This is a genomic window from Cellvibrio sp. KY-GH-1 (assembly GCF_008806975.1).
Classification (GTDB): Bacteria; Pseudomonadota; Gammaproteobacteria; order Pseudomonadales; family Cellvibrionaceae; genus Cellvibrio.
Map to the genome: position 1 here is coordinate 4,965,751 of NZ_CP031728.1, position 16,573 is coordinate 4,982,323.

14 protein-coding genes and 1 tRNA gene are annotated in these 16,573 nt (G+C 48.8%); 8 read left to right on the forward strand and 7 right to left on the reverse strand.

The annotated features are described in order from the left end of the window. The first annotated feature begins 57 nt into the window (after positions 1-57). The 5 genes from D0C16_RS20875 (at position 58) to D0C16_RS20895 (ending at position 6,559) form a co-directional block, all read left to right on the forward strand. Positions 58-1,647, forward strand: a complete 1,590-nt coding sequence (locus D0C16_RS20875; RefSeq protein ID WP_151034129.1) for a DUF4331 domain-containing protein — start codon at positions 58-60, stop codon at positions 1,645-1,647. Between the two features lie 7 nt (positions 1,648-1,654). After that, positions 1,655-2,155: an Ig-like domain-containing protein gene (locus D0C16_RS20880; protein WP_151034130.1), complete on the forward strand. Its 501-nt coding sequence runs from the start codon at positions 1,655-1,657 to the stop codon at positions 2,153-2,155. 99 nt (positions 2,156-2,254) lie between these two features. After that, positions 2,255-3,373 carry a lipopolysaccharide assembly protein LapB gene (locus D0C16_RS20885; protein WP_151034131.1) on the forward strand — a complete coding sequence of 373 codons (1,119 nt, stop codon included), beginning with the start codon at positions 2,255-2,257 and terminating at the stop codon, positions 3,371-3,373. Next, a complete protein-coding gene (locus tag D0C16_RS20890; RefSeq protein ID WP_225318789.1) occupies positions 3,373-4,485 on the forward strand; it encodes a HupE/UreJ family protein in 1,113 nt (370 codons plus the stop codon). Before D0C16_RS20885 ends, D0C16_RS20890 begins: the two co-directional genes overlap by 1 nt. Before the next feature lie 10 nt (positions 4,486-4,495). Then, positions 4,496-6,559 carry a TonB-dependent receptor gene (locus D0C16_RS20895; protein WP_151034132.1) on the forward strand — a complete coding sequence of 688 codons (2,064 nt, stop codon included), beginning with the start codon at positions 4,496-4,498 and terminating at the stop codon, positions 6,557-6,559. A 57-nt stretch (positions 6,560-6,616) separates the two neighbouring features. Here the strand turns inward: D0C16_RS20895 and D0C16_RS20900 are convergent, their stop codons facing one another. The 5 genes from D0C16_RS20900 to D0C16_RS20920 form a co-directional block, all read right to left on the reverse strand. After that, on the reverse strand, positions 6,617-6,934 hold the full coding sequence (locus D0C16_RS20900; protein ID WP_151034133.1) for a hypothetical protein: 318 nt from the start codon (positions 6,932-6,934) through the stop codon (positions 6,617-6,619). A 334-nt stretch (positions 6,935-7,268) separates the two neighbouring features. Continuing rightward, positions 7,269-7,952, reverse strand: coding sequence for an RNA ligase family protein (locus D0C16_RS20905; RefSeq protein ID WP_151034134.1), 684 nt, complete (start codon positions 7,950-7,952; stop codon positions 7,269-7,271). Continuing rightward, a complete protein-coding gene (locus tag D0C16_RS20910; protein ID WP_151034135.1) occupies positions 7,949-8,467 on the reverse strand; it encodes a hypothetical protein in 519 nt (172 codons plus the stop codon). Before D0C16_RS20910 ends, D0C16_RS20905 begins: the two co-directional genes overlap by 4 nt. Before the next feature lie 3 nt (positions 8,468-8,470). Continuing rightward, a complete protein-coding gene (locus D0C16_RS20915; RefSeq protein ID WP_151034136.1) occupies positions 8,471-9,748 on the reverse strand; it encodes a DUF3696 domain-containing protein in 1,278 nt (425 codons plus the stop codon). A gap of 185 nt (positions 9,749-9,933) precedes the next feature. Continuing rightward, positions 9,934-10,019 (reverse strand) — tRNA-Leu (locus D0C16_RS20920). A gap of 161 nt (positions 10,020-10,180) precedes the next feature. Here D0C16_RS20920 and rnr point away from each other — a divergent pair. Together rnr and rlmB are read left to right on the forward strand one after the other, a co-directional pair. Then, positions 10,181-13,381, forward strand: coding sequence for a ribonuclease R (rnr, locus tag D0C16_RS20925; RefSeq protein ID WP_370458193.1), 3,201 nt, complete (start codon positions 10,181-10,183; stop codon positions 13,379-13,381). A 166-nt stretch (positions 13,382-13,547) separates the two neighbouring features. Beyond that, positions 13,548-14,291 carry a 23S rRNA (guanosine(2251)-2'-O)-methyltransferase RlmB gene (gene rlmB / locus D0C16_RS20935; RefSeq protein WP_151034137.1) on the forward strand — a complete coding sequence of 248 codons (744 nt, stop codon included), beginning with the start codon at positions 13,548-13,550 and terminating at the stop codon, positions 14,289-14,291. A 95-nt stretch (positions 14,292-14,386) separates the two neighbouring features. Here the strand turns inward: rlmB and D0C16_RS20940 are convergent, their stop codons facing one another. Both D0C16_RS20940 and D0C16_RS20945 read right to left on the reverse strand, forming a co-directional pair. Next, the gene (locus D0C16_RS20940; protein WP_151034138.1) at positions 14,387-14,812 is read right to left on the reverse strand and encodes a DUF2141 domain-containing protein; all 426 of its coding nucleotides are present in this window, start codon (positions 14,810-14,812) and stop codon (positions 14,387-14,389) included. A 72-nt stretch (positions 14,813-14,884) separates the two neighbouring features. Continuing rightward, positions 14,885-15,490 carry a hypothetical protein gene (locus tag D0C16_RS20945; RefSeq protein WP_151034139.1) on the reverse strand — a complete coding sequence of 202 codons (606 nt, stop codon included), beginning with the start codon at positions 15,488-15,490 and terminating at the stop codon, positions 14,885-14,887. A 118-nt stretch (positions 15,491-15,608) separates the two neighbouring features. Between D0C16_RS20945 and D0C16_RS20950 the strand changes: the two genes are divergently transcribed. Further along, positions 15,609-16,520 carry a LysR family transcriptional regulator gene (locus D0C16_RS20950; protein ID WP_191968581.1) on the forward strand — a complete coding sequence of 304 codons (912 nt, stop codon included), beginning with the start codon at positions 15,609-15,611 and terminating at the stop codon, positions 16,518-16,520. Positions 16,521-16,573: the final 53 nt, after the last annotated feature.

The following is a 16,573-nucleotide window of genomic DNA, read 5'->3' on the forward strand; positions in this document are numbered from 1 at the left end:
CAAAAATCACGTTGAGCCGTTAAGTGTTATGTCAGTCACTTAACCCAGGAGTCAACGATGAAACACAAATATCTATCTGCCGTTATCGGCACCCTCTGCGCAAGCTTGCTTGCCACTCACAGTTTTGCATCCAGCCACCGCGAAGCGCCCAATATCACCCGCGCCCCCGCATTGGATTCAACCGACTTTTACGCCTTTAACAGTTATGAGCCGGGGCGCGGTGATTATGTAACGCTAATCGCGAATTACATCCCACTGCAAGACGCTTACGGCGGCCCGAATTATTTTGCGATGGACCCTTACGCGGTGTACAGCATCCATGTGGACAACACGGGCGATGCCGTTGAAGACCTCACCTTTGAGTTTCGTTTTAGCCAGGCATTGGCGGGCGGCGAAGGTGTGAAATTAATGGTGGGGCCGGAAGGAAGCAGCCGTTCGGTTGCTGTACCCTTAAAAAATGTGGGCGGTGTTTCAGCGAGCGATATGTCGGCAGTGAATTTTAGCGAGAGTTACTCGGTAAAATTGCGCACCGGCGATCGCAAATCCGGTACGCGCGCCGATGTGCAAATGGCAACCGGCATGGGCACTAGTTTCAAAAAACCGCTCGATTACATCGGCAATAAAACCTTTAGCTCAGCGGCGGGTTATGCGACCTACGCGAACAGCTTTATTTACGAGATTAGTATTCCCGGCTGTAACACCAACGGCAAAGTGTTTGTTGGCCAGCGCAAAGATCCCTTTGTGGTAAACCTGGGGAAAATATTTGACTTGGTCAATATTGTTCCCGTTGAGGGTGATAGTGCGCCCGGTGCTGGCGATGCAGGCGGCTTCCCGGGTGGAATTACCCAATCGTCGGCGAATGACGATCTGCTGGATAAAAATGTCACCGCCATTTCGCTGGAAATTCCCAAGGCTTGTTTAGTGGGTAGTGGCAATGGTGTTATCGGCACCTGGACCACCGCGAGTTTGCCGCAAGCGCGAATTTTAAATCCGCAAGCATCGTTTAATAAAACTGAAGTGAACGGCGGTGCGCTCACGCAAATCTCGCGCTTGGGCAATCCATTGGTAAATGAATTGGTGATCGGCCTAAAAGATAAAGATCGCTTTTCGGTTGCTGAACCTAAAAACGATGGCCAGTTTGCGGATTACGTCACTCACCCATCATTACCGGAATTACTAAATATTTTATTTAAAGATGCGGTGAACACCACATTAGGCGCAAACCTGCCCACCCTGGCGCCGACCAATTTTCCGCGTATGGATTTGGTCACTGCGTTCCTGACCGGTTTCCCCGGCGTTAACCAATTAAAAACCGTAACGCCTTCGGAAATGTTGCGCTTGAACACCGGCATTGCAGCTACAGCGCAAATGCAACAGTCCGCATTTGGTGTAGCGGGCAATGACCTTGCCGGTTTCCCCAATGGCCGTCGCCCCGGCGATGACGTGGTGGATATTGCATTGCGCGTAGTCATGGGGCGTTTGTGTTACCCCATTCCTGTTGGCGGTGTCGATACTGATTTGGGTTTATGTAAACCCGCCGATGCCAACGTGGGCAATGTACCTTTCACCGATGGTGCGCCAGTCAGCGCCAGCATGATGAAAAATACGTTCCCTTACCTCGCTGATCCACTGCCTGGTTCCAAGTAGGAGGTGAATGATGAAAACTTTATCGCTTCTAATTCCGTTAAGTATTGCACTCCTACTGAGTGCGTGCGGTGGTGACAATAAAAAGAAACCACCCAAAGCCAATACGTCACCCATTGCGATGGCCGCGAGTGTTACCACACAGGCAGACACGCCAGCGACCGGTAAATTAATGGCCAGTGATGCAGACAAAGACCGGTTAAGTTTTGCAGTGTCAACGCCGCCTGTGAACGGCACGTTAATGCTGGAAACAGATGGCTCTTTTCGGTATTTGCCCAATGTGGATTTTACCGGCACTGATCAATTTGCGTTTACCGTTTTCGATGGCAAGGCGACCTCAACCAGTGCCATGGTAAATATCACAATCGATTTATTGGCTGTGAATATGGGCGCTTACACCCGTAAAGCCTTTGCACAAACTGAAACAGATACACCCCTGTCGCTGGATAGCCGAGCGATCACTCAGGATGCCACCGAAGAAACAGCGTTCGATGATTTGTTAATGCCGTAAAAAATCGACAACGATTGCGCCCGCTATGGACAGTGGGCTTTTTAAAAAAATGACAGATTACAAATAGTTTTTATTGCTGCCTTGCAGCGGGTGGTAACGATGAAATACCAAATGGCAATGACAGTATTTTACTGTTTGATAGCGAGCGCCCAGGCGAAGCCCTACATTCCTGCCTCGCCGGACGAGGTGATTGCGGTGTGGGATATGGCTGCGTCCCGGCAAATACACGGCTTACCCACAAAAAATAATTTGCCGCCTGAGGATATCGCCGCGCTGACGCAATTGGCGAATCAATATTTAGACCAAGCGGCGCAACCGGGGTTCGCCTATTTGTACGGCGTGACTGAAGCACTGCTAAAGCCTGCCATTAAAAATAACGTTCAGGACACCGCACTCCTGGTGGCCTGGGCGCAAGTGCAACAACACCAACATAAATTTCTGCTCGCACAAGAAATTCTGAAAAAAATTTTCACCCGTGAGCCAAACCACATCGCCGCTAATTTACTCGCGGCGCGTTTGCAATTAATTCAGGGGAATCCCACGGCGGCTCAGGCTTATTGTTTAAAACTGTTAGGCCATGCGGATCTGCTCACGTTCAGCGCCTGTTCCCTGGAGGCGCGCAGTTACCAGGGCGAAAAAGCACTCGCCGAAAGCTACGCACAATTACAACAACTGTTAGCCTCCCAAGGTTTGCCGGATGACGAGCGCCAGTTGTGGGTTTTGCAAATGTTGGCTGACATGGCAGTGCGTTTGCAGCTGTATACCCAAGCGCAGGATTTGCTGGCAAAAATGTCCCAGCCAAAAAGCCTGAGCGCTTGGGTGCAATGGGCCGATATCCAACTTGCCCTGAATAACAACCCCTTGGTTGCAGAAAAAATAACCGATGTAATTAAACAGACTAGTCAGCTCGATGACGCCTTGCTGATCCGCCTGGTGATGGCGGAAAAAAAATTAACCGGCGAAAGCCAATGGCAAATGCAATTGCAAGAGCGCTTCGCATTGCGTGAACAGCGCGATGACCAGGCCCATGCCGCTGACTTGGCGATTTATTACCTGGATGTATCCCGTGATGCAAAAAAAGCGCTCTATTGGGCGGAACGCAATTGGCAGGATGCGCGCGAGCCTGGCGATAAAAAATTATTAGTCCGCGCACAGCAGTTGGCGGGTGTTACAGAAAACCTGTCAGAAAAAAATATCCCCCCGATGGAGGCAAAATAATGCGCTGGCCTTCATTGATCATTTTTTTCATGACATGCGTTACCGTGCTGCCGGTCTGTGCACACCAACTGAGTACTGCCTATGCAAGGTTACAAATCAATTCGCAGGGGCTCGTCAGCGGCGAGTGGCAACTTCGCCTGTACGACCTGGAGCAGGCGGTTGGTGTCGATGTTAATGGCGATGGCAATTTGCGTTGGGGGGAATTGCAAGTGCGCGCGGAAGTCGTTCAGCACTATTTGTCCAATCAAGTGCAAATTAGCCGTGGTAACTCGCGCTGTTCGTTAATCATCACCGATGAATGGAAAATTGATTCCCATTTCAATGAATCCTATTTGCAAGTACCTGTGCGTGCACAGTGTGCGCTGGCTGGTGCCGTTGCTATTCACTATAGCGCTTTCTTTAACGAGAATACCGAGCACAAATTATTGCTGACCTTGAACAGCGATACCGCGCAAAGCAGCCGCGTGTTGAGCGAGGCACAGCCAGAAATTATCTGGAATGTGTCGGCGGGTGATCCTTGGCAGACCTTTTATGAATTTGTGTATCAAGGCATGGTACATATCTGGATCGGTATAGATCACATTTTATTTTTATTATCGCTACTGCTGGTGAGCGTATTAATTCGTCGCAACGGGCGCTGGGTTGCCAATCATGATTCGCGAAATATCCTCGTTAACACCGCCTGGATCGTCACTGCATTTACGCTTGCGCATTCCATTACGTTGTCTGCAACGGCTTTGGGCCTTATTCATTTTTCAAGCCGCTGGGTGGAAGTGGGTATTGCGCTGTCGGTCATGCTGGTTGCGCTCAATAATATTTATCCATTAGTCGTGCGTTTGGGGTGGCTCACTTTTGCGTTTGGTTTATTGCACGGAATGGGGTTTGCCGGCGTGTTGGGTGAATTGGGTTTGCCGGCGGATCAACAAATTCTTACGGTGCTGGCATTTAATGTGGGCGTGGAGCTGGGGCAAATGGCGATTGTGTTGTTGCTGTTACCGCTGTTTATTTTTCTCCGAAATCAATTGTGGTACGCTCGGTACGCGTTGACCGGTATTTCGATAATCATTGCATTCATCGCTTTACAATGGGTAATCGAACGCTGGCTTGGTTAAGGAGCAAATAATGAAGCGCATTTTTATTGGAGCTGTTGTCGAATCGTTATTCGTCAGCAGTAATTTGGCATTAGCTAACGCGGCGATTAACCAGAGCGACCTGGCTCAGGTTGAAAACCTCATGGTGTATGGCACACAGTTAAATTTATTGGGCACCAGTATCGCGGCGGCAGAAGGTGTAATCGGCAGCGGTGAAATTGAACAGCGCCCGGTATTGCGCACCGGCGAAATATTGGAGTTTGTACCGGGCATGGTAGTCACCCAACACAGTGGGTCGGGTAAAGCCAACCAATATTTTTTGCGCGGTTTTAACCTTGATCACGGCACAGATTTTTCCACCGCTATTGATGGTATGCCAGTAAACATGCGCAGCCACGGGCACGGGCAGGGCTATACGGATTTGAATTTTATTATCCCGGAATTAATTGAGAATATTCGCTATCGCAAAGGACCTTATTACGCGGAAGTTGGGGATTTTTCCGGCGCGGGCGCGGCCGAATTTTCGGTAAAAAATTTGTTAGCTGCTGGCCAGCTTTCACTAACAGGCGGCGAGTTTGATTATCGACGCCTGTACGCTGCCCATCAAACTTCACTCGCGTCCGGGCAATTGTTATTCGGTGTGGAAGCGCAAACCTATGACGGCCCTTGGGCAGACATCAACGAAGCAGTGGAAAAAACCAATCTGTTGGTTCGTTATTCAACGACATTGGCAGACGGTACCTTCTCACTAACTCTGATGGGTTATGACAATCAATGGGTCGCAGCCGATCAAATTCCCGCGCGCGCTGTTGAGCAGCAAGTCATCCATCGACTTGGCTCGCTGGATAAGGATGTTGGCGGTGAGTCGAGCCGCTACAGTGTCTCTGGTCAGTGGCAAAACCCCGATTGGAAAATCAATGCTTATATTATCGATTCTGACTTGAATTTATTTTCCAACTTCACCTATTTTTTGGATGATCCCATCAACGGTGATGAATTTGAGCAAGTAGATAATCGCCAGATAATGGGTGGAGAGATTAAACGGAACCTCGCCACTGATATTGCCGGAAAACCGCTCACGCACACACTTGGTGTACAAGTTCGGCACGATGCGATTGATGAAGTGGGCTTGTACAAAACCCGTGCGCGTGAACGTATAAGCACAACCCGCACTGATGCGATTGATGAAACCTCAATAGCTTTGTTTGCGCAAAGCGATTTGCAATTCACCGAAAAATTTCGCGGGCACTTGGGTGTGCGCCACGATTATTTGGCAGTGGATGTACACAGTGATCTGGTGCAAAACTCCGGTGATGCCAGCGACGGTATGACGAATGTTAAAGCGGGTGTTAGTTATCAATTAACAGATTCGATTGAAACCTATGTGAACATCGGCCAGGGTTTTCATTCCAACGACGCACGCGGCGCAACGATTACGCGTGATCCAATCACCGGCGCCATCGCCGAGCCTGTCGATTTATTATCGCGTTCAGACGGCGCAGAGCTTGGGCTGAAACTATTTGATCAGGATAGCTACAACATTTCCGCGTCCCTGTGGCATTTGCAACTCGATTCAGAATTATTGTTTGTGGGGGATGCGGGCAACACCGAAGCGAGCCGCGCCTCTGCGCGCTCAGGTATTGAACTCGCCGGTTATTTTTGGTTTGCAGACGGGTGGAGTCTGGACACTGAATTGGCCTGGACGCGTTCACGCTTTACCGAAGCGCAATCCGAAGAAGGAAAATACGTGGATGGTTCAGTGCCTTTTGTTGCCAGTGCAGGCATCACTTACGCCCCGGCCCAAACGGGATTTCATGGCAGCCTGCGCTTACGCCATTTCGGCGCGCGCCAACTGGATTCATTCGGTTTACACAAAGGCAAAAAAACAAGTCTCGTCAACATCGGCGTAGGCTACCGCTGGCAACAGTTAAGCCTGGGCCTGGATGTGTTCAACCTATTGGACAGCCGCGATCACAATATCGACTATTTTTATACCTCGCGTTTGGCCGGCGAACCTGAAGGCGGCGAGGAAGATCTACACTTCCACCCGGTTGAACCCCGCAGCCTGCGTGTGCGTCTTGAATATTCGTTTTGATTTTTTTTTAATCTTCATTGGTTGGATTCAACAAAGGCGGCAGTTGCCGCCTTTGTTTTAACTGACAGCTTGCCTCTTCAAATGCCCATCAATCCGCTCAATCACATACGCAATACTATTAATCGCCCGCGGCGGTAATTTTATTCGCTCATTCACCTGATCAAACAACACCTCCAACAAACACGCCTGCGCCCACAATTGGTACGCCGCATCTTCATCGGTTTTGGCTGGCAGGGGTTTGCAAATTACCGTAAGTACTTGCCCGCTGGGCGAACGAATTTCAAGGCAGGATTTTTGGTAAAACGTGTATTGGAGTTGATCGAGTTTAATAACAAGGGACGTGGGGAACGGGGGAGGGAAAACTATATTATCCATAACAACATTCTCTTTGATCTGTTTGTGTAATCGCCGCATGAGGTCGTAATTCATGGGGGCGAACTGAGCAGGGTTACGACCACCGGCAACAGATCACACCGGCCCACCCGAAGGTGGCCCCACCCAGCCCGCCATAACAAACAGGCAAAGCTGTGCGAGGACACAAAATACTCACGTATTCAGTGCCGATCTATTGTCGGGGGTCGTAATCCCGACTGCGGGATTTACCGCAGCGCGGGCAGGTTAGGGGATGAGGCTGGGGTTGTCAATGTGAGGGGGTAATGGGGTGTAATTCAAATGCGCTTTTTTAAAAAATGTTTGGTTGACAAAATGATTAATAACCAGAACTCAACTTATTCCAGATCAAGTGATTTTTACTCCAGTGGGAGTCAATATTTTGAGTAAAATCGGGACGAACGAGTTTTGCTCTAAGTTCATTCCATTGAGATGAATCTTTTCTAATTATGATTCCTTCCATGTTGCCATCACGGTATTCGCTTGAAGAATTCAACGTTTCGAGCAATTGTGGAATGGTGGTGGTTCCATGAAACAAGCATTTGGGGGTAGATAAATTTAATTCTTGCGCTAGCTCGTTTCGACGGCAAATGCTCCAAAACTTTTCATTAGCCTTGTCATAAATATCGAAAACGATAAACCAATCGGGAAGATTTTGGTAATCAAGGGAATGTTTAGCTGCACACCACTCGCCAAAAATTATTAACTGTTCATCAAGGGCTTTTGATAATGCATTTTGATGTTGAGTTAGCCAGGCATTGAGTCTGGAAAATTGACCACTGAATGGTTTGGCTAGATACCGCCCGCGGTTTTGAACCTGAATCTCTCCATTGGAATCGAGAGATATGCCCAGATTTGCGCCATCAAGCTTTTCTTCAATTATAACTCTGCCTGAGAGTAGTTCTTTATTTTCTTCAGGCGATAAAACTTTATCGTCGCGAGGGTTTTCTTTGCCAAGCCAAGCTACATGAGGAGTGTGTGGAAACCTAAAAAATTGATTCATTTGGCTTTTTTCTCGTCGTATTTTGCACGAGACCATTGTTCGATGATTGGTTCTAGTTTCACTCCAGTTTTTTTAATTTCATCTTCCCATCTGTGCCAATCTGAGTCTGCGGCAAAGGCAATACAGCTATTACCATAATCTGTAAGTGCGGCTAAAGCTGCGGCAACCATTTTTCTATCAGCTCTGTCGTCAACAACAGTTTGCAATGGTTCATTTAATATGGCGTGTCCATCTGAATCGTACTCAATGTTCACCAAATCGTATGCAATTGTGTCCCATTTGTGTCTAACAACTTGAAGACCATAAGCATTATGCCCAAGCTTTGCTCTATATTCCTTTTGAATGCAACCTTGGCCATCAAGCACCAAATGTGATTCTGACGATTTGAATTCTTTGAGCCAATTCCAAACCTGTATTCTCAGCTGCGCATCTTCCGGAGTAGCATTAATGCTTATGTCATCTATTGTGCTTGCAGCGATTATAACGTTTGTGTCCACAACATAACGATCCTTCATTGTCTACTTTCCTTGTGTAAGATGTTCAAACATCAGTCTTGCTTGTTCTTCTGTTTCAGCTAGTGAATCACCAAAAAAATTCTGAGGCCAATTATGAATTCGTCCAAATTCATCAGCATTTAATTTGTTCAGTTGAGCTTGATCACCGTCATTTTCCACAAAATACATTAGACAGTCATCTGGCGAGGTTTCTCTTCTAGCAATCAGGGTTTGCATACGCCGGAACAAATGCTCGGAATGGGTCTCAACAATAAATTGAATATTGCGTTCTTTGCTAACTGATACGAAAAGCTCTGCTAGTACAGATTGGGCCAATGGATGTAAATGAATTTCAGGCTCTTCTAGTAAAATGGTTGAACCTTTTGGCGCGAAGTGAGCCAGAGTTAATACGGGAAGAACTTGTGACACACCTATTCCGACGTCTCGCAAGTTAGAAACAATCTTCTTTTTGATGACGACAATTTCGTATCTGGTTGATCTAGCTACTTGACGTACAGCTATTCGATCAGCAATCCCCATTTTCTTTAGCCATTTAGATACTCCTTGCAATACACTCTTGCTTGCATCCTTCAGAAATTCGCTAGCGAACAATGCGTCGATAGATTTATTCCCATCACTCTCAATTATGCCGGGACTGCTTTTATTCCATGTGTAGTCGCGTTCAGGTTTTCTGCGTAATGGGCCTAGGTAGGAAATTGAGTTAAGCTCTTGCCAGATAGCATAGCTGACATCTTCAGATATCATCCCATCAACTCCCATAGCATTTATGGCTTCTGCTGGTAACGCAATTGATCTTGAGGGAGCATACTGTTTGCCTGTGATGCGTGGTTTACTTTCTTCATTAACTCGAATTGAGTAAGCCCCTCTTGATGCTCTTGTTGCTCGAAATCGACTATTTCCTTCGGATATTTCCAAGTCATGAATTACCACGGCGCCGCTTGTTGTCGCGCCGTAGCTACTCTTAAAATTACCTGTTTTTTGATTTTTATTTGATTTATGGCTGTAGTTAAAATCAATAGTGAACTGTCTTAGTCCCGTGACTCCCTGAGTTAAAACATCATCAAATCCGCCGAAGTTAAAATAATCATTGTCATCTCCGCCTAAATTCAGATGAATAGTTCTGTCTAATGACTTTGCTGTTTGTTTTAAGAGTAACAAGCTTTGAATAAGGCTGGATTTACCTGATGAGTTTGTGCCAAGTAACAAATTCACGGGAGCAAGTTTTATCTCTCCTGTGTCTCGCCATGCTTTAAAATTTTTAAGGTGTAGCTTGGTGAACATCAGCAGGCTCCTATTTAATCATTAGGCTTGAGCAGCATTTTGCATCGAGTGTAATACTCTGCATCATTTATATGTTTTGAGAGTTTACTAAGAATAGATATTGGCTAGAGGATATAGCAGTGGTGTATTGATTAAAACCCGGAAAACAAAAAGCCCCGTTACTTTCGTAACGGGGCTTTACTGTTTGGTGCCCAGGAAAGGACTTGAACCTTCACGGCCGGGGGCCACTAACACCTGAAGCTAGCGTGTCTACCAATTTCACCACCTGGGCATTCTCAGCAAGCTGAGGCCGCGCACTATAAATATGGCGCCTGTGACTGTCAACAGGGTTTTCGGTTTTATTTGTAGGTTTGTCATCATTGCTGCCCTATAATCCCCTTATGAATGCCAGGATAGTTTGAAAACTACCAATTTTGCTCACAGGATGCCCAATTGACTAAACGTAAGAACCCCAACCGTGACCCCTTTGCTGCCCGCGAAGCGGAAAAGTACGAAAACCCCATCCCCAGCCGCGAATACATCCTCGATTTACTCGACAGCGCCGACCAGCCAGTTACCCATGAACAAATGTGCGCAATGCTCAAGCTCACTGGTGAAGACCAGGTGGAGGCCTTGCGCCGTCGATTGATTGCCATGGCGCGCGATGGGCAGTTGATCAGCAACCGCCGCGATGCCTATGTGCGCTCGGACAAGATCGACGTGGTGCGTGGGCGGGTGCAGGGGCATCGCGATGGTTACGGGTTTGTGATTCGCGCCGATGGCGAGGAGGACATCTACCTTCATAACCGCCAGATGCGCAAAGTGTTTGATGGCGACGAGGTGCTGGTGCGCCTGTCCGGTGAGCAGTATCGCGGTAAGGAAGAGGGCGCGATTATTGAAGTGTTGGTGCGCAATACTACCCAATTAGCCGGGCGGTTCTTTAATGAAGAAGGCGTGCAGTTTGTGCGCCCGGAAAACCCCAAAATCACCCACGACATTATGATCCCCTTCGGTGCCTACGGTGGCGCCAAGCACGGGCAAATTGTGGTGACCGAGATCACCCAGCAGCCGGATAAAAACCGCCTGCCGACCGGCCGCGTGATTCAAGTGCTGGGCGACCATATGGCGCCGGGTATGGAAATCGAATTGGCGATTCAGGCCCATGGTATTCCCAGCGTTTGGCCGGCGGATGTTCTGGCCGAAGCTGCGCAACTTTCTCCACAAGTGGAAGAAAAAGATAAACAGCATCGTGTCGATGTTCGCCAGTTGCCGTTCGTGACTATCGACGGTGAAGATGCGCGCGACTTTGACGATGCGGTACTTTGCGAGCGTCGCAAAGGCGGTTGGCGTTTGTATGTGGCGATTGCGGATGTGTCCCACTATGTACAAGTGGAATCGCCACTGGATGTAGAAGCGCGCGCACGCGGCAATTCGGTGTACTTCCCCGATTATGTGGTGCCCATGCTGCCAGAGGCATTGTCCAACGGGTTGTGTTCGCTCAACCCGGCGGTGGATCGCCTGTGCATGGTATGTGAGATGAACATCAGCGATGCTGGCCGCATTACCGGTTATCAATTTTATGAAGCGGTAATGCATTCGCATGCGCGGTTAACCTACACCAAAGTGGGTGAGATTCTTACCGGCGAAGGTGAGGCGCGCGAGGCGTTGCGCAAAGAATATAAAGCAGTAGTTCCGCAACTGGAATTGCTGCACAAGTTGTATCAATGCTTGCGTGTGGCGCGTGATGAGCGCGGTGCAATTGACTTTGAAACTGTGGAAACGCGCATTCAATTCAATGAAGATCGTAAGATCGAACGCATTGTTCCGATTAAGCGTAATGATGCACACAAATTGATTGAAGAGTGCATGTTGTGCGCAAACGTATGTGCAGCGAAATTTATCGAGAAGCACGATCTTATCGGTCTGTACCGCGTGCATGAAGGCCCGACGGAAGCCAAACTCACCAATTTGCGTGCGTATCTTTCCGAATTAGGTTTAGGGCTCGCCGGTGGTGATCGCCCAACACCGGGCGATTATCAACAATTGTTGCAAATGATTCAGGGCCGCAGTGACGGCCATTTAATTCAAACCGTTATGCTGCGCAGTTTGCGCCAGGCGATGTATCAGGTGGAGAATCACGGCCACTTTGGTTTGGGTTATGAGGCCTATACGCACTTCACCTCGCCCATTCGTCGCTATCCGGATTTGTTAGTACATCGCGCGATTCGCTCAATTATTCGCAGTGAATTGCCATCCACTCATGTGCGTCGCGTAGAAACGGCCAAGCCCATCGCCAAGCGCAAAATTTACCCCTATACTCCGAGCGATATGCTGGTATTCGGCGAGCAATGTTCGCGCACTGAGCGCCGTGCAGATGAAGCCACGCGCGATGTGGTGAGCTGGTTGAAGTGTGAATACCTGCGCGATCAAGTCGGTGCGGTTTATGATGGCCACGTCAGCGCAGTCACCGGCTTTGGTTTGTTCGTGGAATTGAATGAGTTGTATATCGAAGGTCTTATTCATATCACCTCCTTGCCGCACGATTATTATCGCTTTGATGCGGCGCAACAGCGTCTGGTCGGCGAGCGCACGCGCAAAGTATTTGGTTTGGGTGATGAGTTGGTCGTGCGCGTGGTACGCGTGGATCTGGATAATCGCAAAATCGATTTTGAATTGGAATCGGCCAATGCGATTCGCCGCCCCAAATCAACGGTAAAACCCAAGGTCGCGAAGCGCGATTCATTCAAAGCGAAGAAATCAGCGGATACCTTGTTAGAAAAATCACTGACGGCAGTTGAGCAGTTGGCGGCTTCCGCGAAGAAAGCGGTAGTCGATGTGGTGGAAAAGTTTGCGGGTAAGCCCGCCGCTTCATCGCCTAAGAAAGCGGCTGCAAAACAGGTTGAAGCAAAACCGGCCGCTAAAAAAGCAACCGGAAAAACGGTAACCAGTAAGGCCCCGACGGGCAAAGAAACACCCGTTGCCAAGCCCAAACCAAAAGCCGTGAGCAAAAAAGCGGCTGTTAAAAAATCCAACGCGAAATCATCCGCCGGGAATTTTGAATTGGATGAATTTGCGCTGGATGATTTCGTCGATGGCCGCGCCAGCAGTGGTAAAACGGCTGGAAAAAAACCGGCCGCGAAAAAACCGGCCGTAACCAAGGCAGCACCCAAACCGCCTGCCAGTAAAAAAGCGGTGACTGGGAAAACGGCAACTAAGAAAACCGAAAGTAAAAAAACCGAAAGTAAAAAAACCGAAAGTAAAAAAACCGTCACTAAAACAGTAGATGCTGGCAAGCGAGCATCGGCTGTGGACCTGGCGCCCGCTCCAAAATCTGCAATAAAAACAACCGCTAAAAAAGCGGCGCCGGTAACGAGCGGCGCGAAAAAAGCTGAAACGACTAAAACCACAGCCGTGAAAAAAATTGCTGCCCAACAATCCCCGGCGAAAGCCGCACGTGGGAAAGCGGCAGCAGGGAAATCATCCACAGTGACGAGTGAGGTTGGTCATGGCCGTAAGAATGCGAAGATTCCAGGCGCAGCAGCGTCAGCACCAGTTAAATCGCCAGCGCCAAAGGCGACAAAAAGCAGCACTAGCGCTAAACCTGCGTCGGCAGCTGCTAAAAGACCGGTGGCTAAGGCTAAGAAGAAGGATTAATCGCTGGTTGCAAGGCGAAGGCTTTATCTATGATGACAGCCTTAATCGCGAAATTTTTATAGTGAGAGACCGGGAAGTGCGCGAGCGTGATACGCGTATTTCCGAGCGCTAGGTTTTTCAGCTTGGTGTTCAGGCTAATGTTTAGATTCTTCTGCAGGAAAGTGTTTTGAAACGCGAAATTATTTATGGCTTGCACGCGGTGCAGGCATTGTTAAAAAGTGCGCCCCAGCGAGTAATTGAAATTTACTTGCTGCAAGGGCGCAATGATCAACGTTTGCAAAAAATTGTGAACGCTGCCGAAATCAATGGTATTCACTGCCAGCAAGTAGGCCGCAATAAACTCGACGATATGGTGAGCGATGAAAATCATCAGGGCGTGATTGCGATTTGCACGCCCGGCGAAACCTACGATGAAACCTGGCTGTTCCAATTTCTGGAAAACCTGCGCGAGCCCGCGTTTTTATTAATTCTGGATGGCGTTACTGATCCGCATAACCTGGGCGCTTGTATGCGCTCGGCAGAAGCGGCGGGCGTGCATGCGGTAATCGCCCCTAAAGATAAATCGACCGGCCTTACGCCCGTTGCACGCAAAGTGGCGTGCGGTGCAGCAGAAGTGTTGCCGTTTGTACCTGTCACCAACCTGGCGCGCACGCTGAAAAAATTACAGGAGCAGGGAATCTGGTTATTTGGTGCGGCGGGTGAAGCGGAGCAATCTATTTACCAATCCAACCTCACCGGCCCCATTGGTATTTTAATGGGTGCCGAGGGGGATGGATTGCGTCGTCTCACACAGGATACTTGCGATCACCTGATGAATATTCCTATGGCGGGCACGGTGAGTAGTTTGAACGTGTCGGTCGCTACGGGTATTTGTTTGTTTGAAGCGGTGCGTCAGCGCCGTGCGAAATAATAAATCCCTCCCAACCTCCCTTTTCAAAGGGAGGAGTTGTTGCTCCCCTCTTTGGAACGGGGCGCGTAGCCAAGAGGGGCTGGGGAGAATAAAAATTATTTTAATAATTGAATCTGAACTTTCTGGCTTTTATCCAGGGTAAATTTCGCATCGTTAAAGCTGGGTGGTGCAAGCTCGGTGCTTTTGCTGCTGGAGCCAAAAGGTTCTGCCGGCAGCATGCCATTAAAATCCATCTTGCCGTTATCGTTGACATCCTGATAAACCCTTAGCGCGTAATCGCCCGCTGGCACGTCGCCCAGTTTTATCTGCTGGCTTGTTTTATCCACGCTGATTTTTTCGCGCTTCACCGCGTTGTTGTTGCTGTCGAAGCATTGCGCATCTTTGTAGAGCGAGATGTACAGGCTGCCTTGCAGATGTTGGATTTTATTGACTTCCACCGTTAGCTCCGCCGCAACAAGATTGGGGCTGGTAACAGTGAATACCAAGGCGGTACAGGTAAGGAGCTGTAGGTATTTTTTCATGATGGTTCCCTATTCAATTCGTTAATAACGTGAGCGGTAGTAAGCTGCTTTTATGCGGTATTTTTTGCTGGTTTAGCGTTCGGCGATCAGCGGTTGGGTTTGTAGAGCTTGTTTGGAGCGATTTATGATCCGGCTTATCACACCGACGATTAATCCCAGTGGTGCCACAATATAGGCAAAAACAAAGAATGCAAACTTGGTAGCCGCAAAGCTGGAATAAATGTAGGCAAGTGCATCGGCAAAATCAGCAGGGTTGGCGAGCATCACATAAGACACCAGATTTTCCAGTTGATCGCTGATCGGCGCTATTGCAGAAATCAAAGCGCATACCACCATAATTTTTCGGCCTCTGCTATTCGCGGTAAATAAACGCGAGATCAACACCAGCGCAAAGCAATGCAGCAGCAACACCGATAAAATAAACAGGGAGTCTATATGCTGCGTTAGCAGGTAGACGTCAAAGGTTCCCAGTTCTTGCAGCGTGGCGTACCAGCCTTTTAATTTTTCTGCGCTGAATGAAAGCTGCGCAACATGATAGGGTACTGGAAACTTGGATTCGACATAACTCGCGGTTAATGTGCTTGACGCCCAATAATTAAATGCAAAGGCCAACAAGGTCAGTACAAATAGCGTCAGGGTTTTAGGGCTGTCGAGAAAGTAGCGGTAGAATGTTTTCATTACGAGAATCCTTTTGGCTGGTCGGTTGCGCATTTCGGTGCTGGCAATGCGATGGGGTCATTTTCAGTGGCGAGGCTATGCGCGACAAGATCGATATCGGTATAGGAGCTATGCAAAATTGGATAACGCAAATCGATTAAATTTTGACTGGAGCCTGATTCAGGCATTTTTGGCCGTGGTTGAGCACGGTGCTGTGGCCCGTGCGGCGGAGGCAATAGGCGCAACCCAGCCGACGTTAAGTCGCCAGATTGCGGCGTTGGAAGCGGAGATAGGCGCGGCGCTCTTTACTCGTGGTGCACGCGGCAGTGTCTTGACGGCAGCCGGTGAAGCACTGGTCTACCCGGCCAAGCAAATGCAGCAGGCTGCACACGCACTGCAGTTGGCTGCTTCGGGGCAGAGTCAATCGCTCAAGGGAACCGTACGCATCACCGCGAGTGAAATGACCAGCGCTTTTTTACTTCCACCCATCCTGGCGAGCTTGCGCTGGAAGTATCCGGATATCCAATTAGAAATTGTGGCGAATAATGCCCAGGATAATTTATTGGAGCGTGAGGCGGATATTGCGGTCCGCATGGCCAAGCCCGAGCAAGACTCTCTGGTGGCGCGCCATTTAGGCGGATTAAAAATGGGCGGCTTTGCGAGTAAGGCGTATCTGGACCAAAAAAATGTTCCTTTCTCGCCTGCCACTATGGGCGACTTTGACTGGATTGGGTACGACAAAAACCCGGCCATAGTAAACAGTTGTCGTGCTTTGGGAATTGAGCTAACGCGCGAATCCTTTGCGGTGCGTAGCGATGACCAAATGGTGTGTTGGCAAGCTATGTTGAATGGAATGGGGATTGGTTTTGCATTTGAATTGTTAGCAAAACAATATCCGCAATTGGTGCGCGTACTACCTGAAAATTGGATCAAGGATTCGCCGGTTTGGTTAACAGCTCCGCTGGAGCTTCGCTCAAATCCGCGCATTAGGGTTGTGTACGATCATTTGGCCGAGCATCTCATTGCGCTCATCAATAACCAGAAAAATTGATCGCAGCAGTATTTTCCATCACGGATAGTTGTTGGTGAGTAGTCCCGTAGCAA

Excerpts from the sequence above, each read along its gene's own strand:
- D0C16_RS20905 (WP_151034134.1), bottom strand. The coding sequence starts at position 7,952 with ATGAATCAATTTTTTAGGTTTCCACACACTCCTCATGTAGCTTGGCTT.
- D0C16_RS20915 (WP_151034136.1), bottom strand. The coding sequence starts at position 9,748 with ATGTTCACCAAGCTACACCTTAAAAATTTTAAAGCATGGCGAGACACA.
- D0C16_RS20945 (WP_151034139.1), bottom strand. The coding sequence starts at position 15,490 with ATGAAAACATTCTACCGCTACTTTCTCGACAGCCCTAAAACCCTGACG.
- D0C16_RS20910 (WP_151034135.1), bottom strand. The coding sequence starts at position 8,467 with ATGAAGGATCGTTATGTTGTGGACACAAACGTTATAATCGCTGCAAGC.
- D0C16_RS20885 (WP_151034131.1), top strand. The coding sequence starts at position 2,255 with ATGAAATACCAAATGGCAATGACAGTATTTTACTGTTTGATAGCGAGC.
- D0C16_RS20895 (WP_151034132.1), top strand. The coding sequence starts at position 4,496 with ATGAAGCGCATTTTTATTGGAGCTGTTGTCGAATCGTTATTCGTCAGC.
- D0C16_RS20900 (WP_151034133.1), bottom strand. The coding sequence starts at position 6,934 with ATGGATAATATAGTTTTCCCTCCCCCGTTCCCCACGTCCCTTGTTATT.
- D0C16_RS20940 (WP_151034138.1), bottom strand. The coding sequence starts at position 14,812 with ATGAAAAAATACCTACAGCTCCTTACCTGTACCGCCTTGGTATTCACT.
- D0C16_RS20880 (WP_151034130.1), top strand. The coding sequence starts at position 1,655 with ATGATGAAAACTTTATCGCTTCTAATTCCGTTAAGTATTGCACTCCTA.
- D0C16_RS20875 (WP_151034129.1), top strand. The coding sequence starts at position 58 with ATGAAACACAAATATCTATCTGCCGTTATCGGCACCCTCTGCGCAAGC.
- D0C16_RS20890 (WP_225318789.1), top strand. The coding sequence starts at position 3,373 with ATGCGCTGGCCTTCATTGATCATTTTTTTCATGACATGCGTTACCGTG.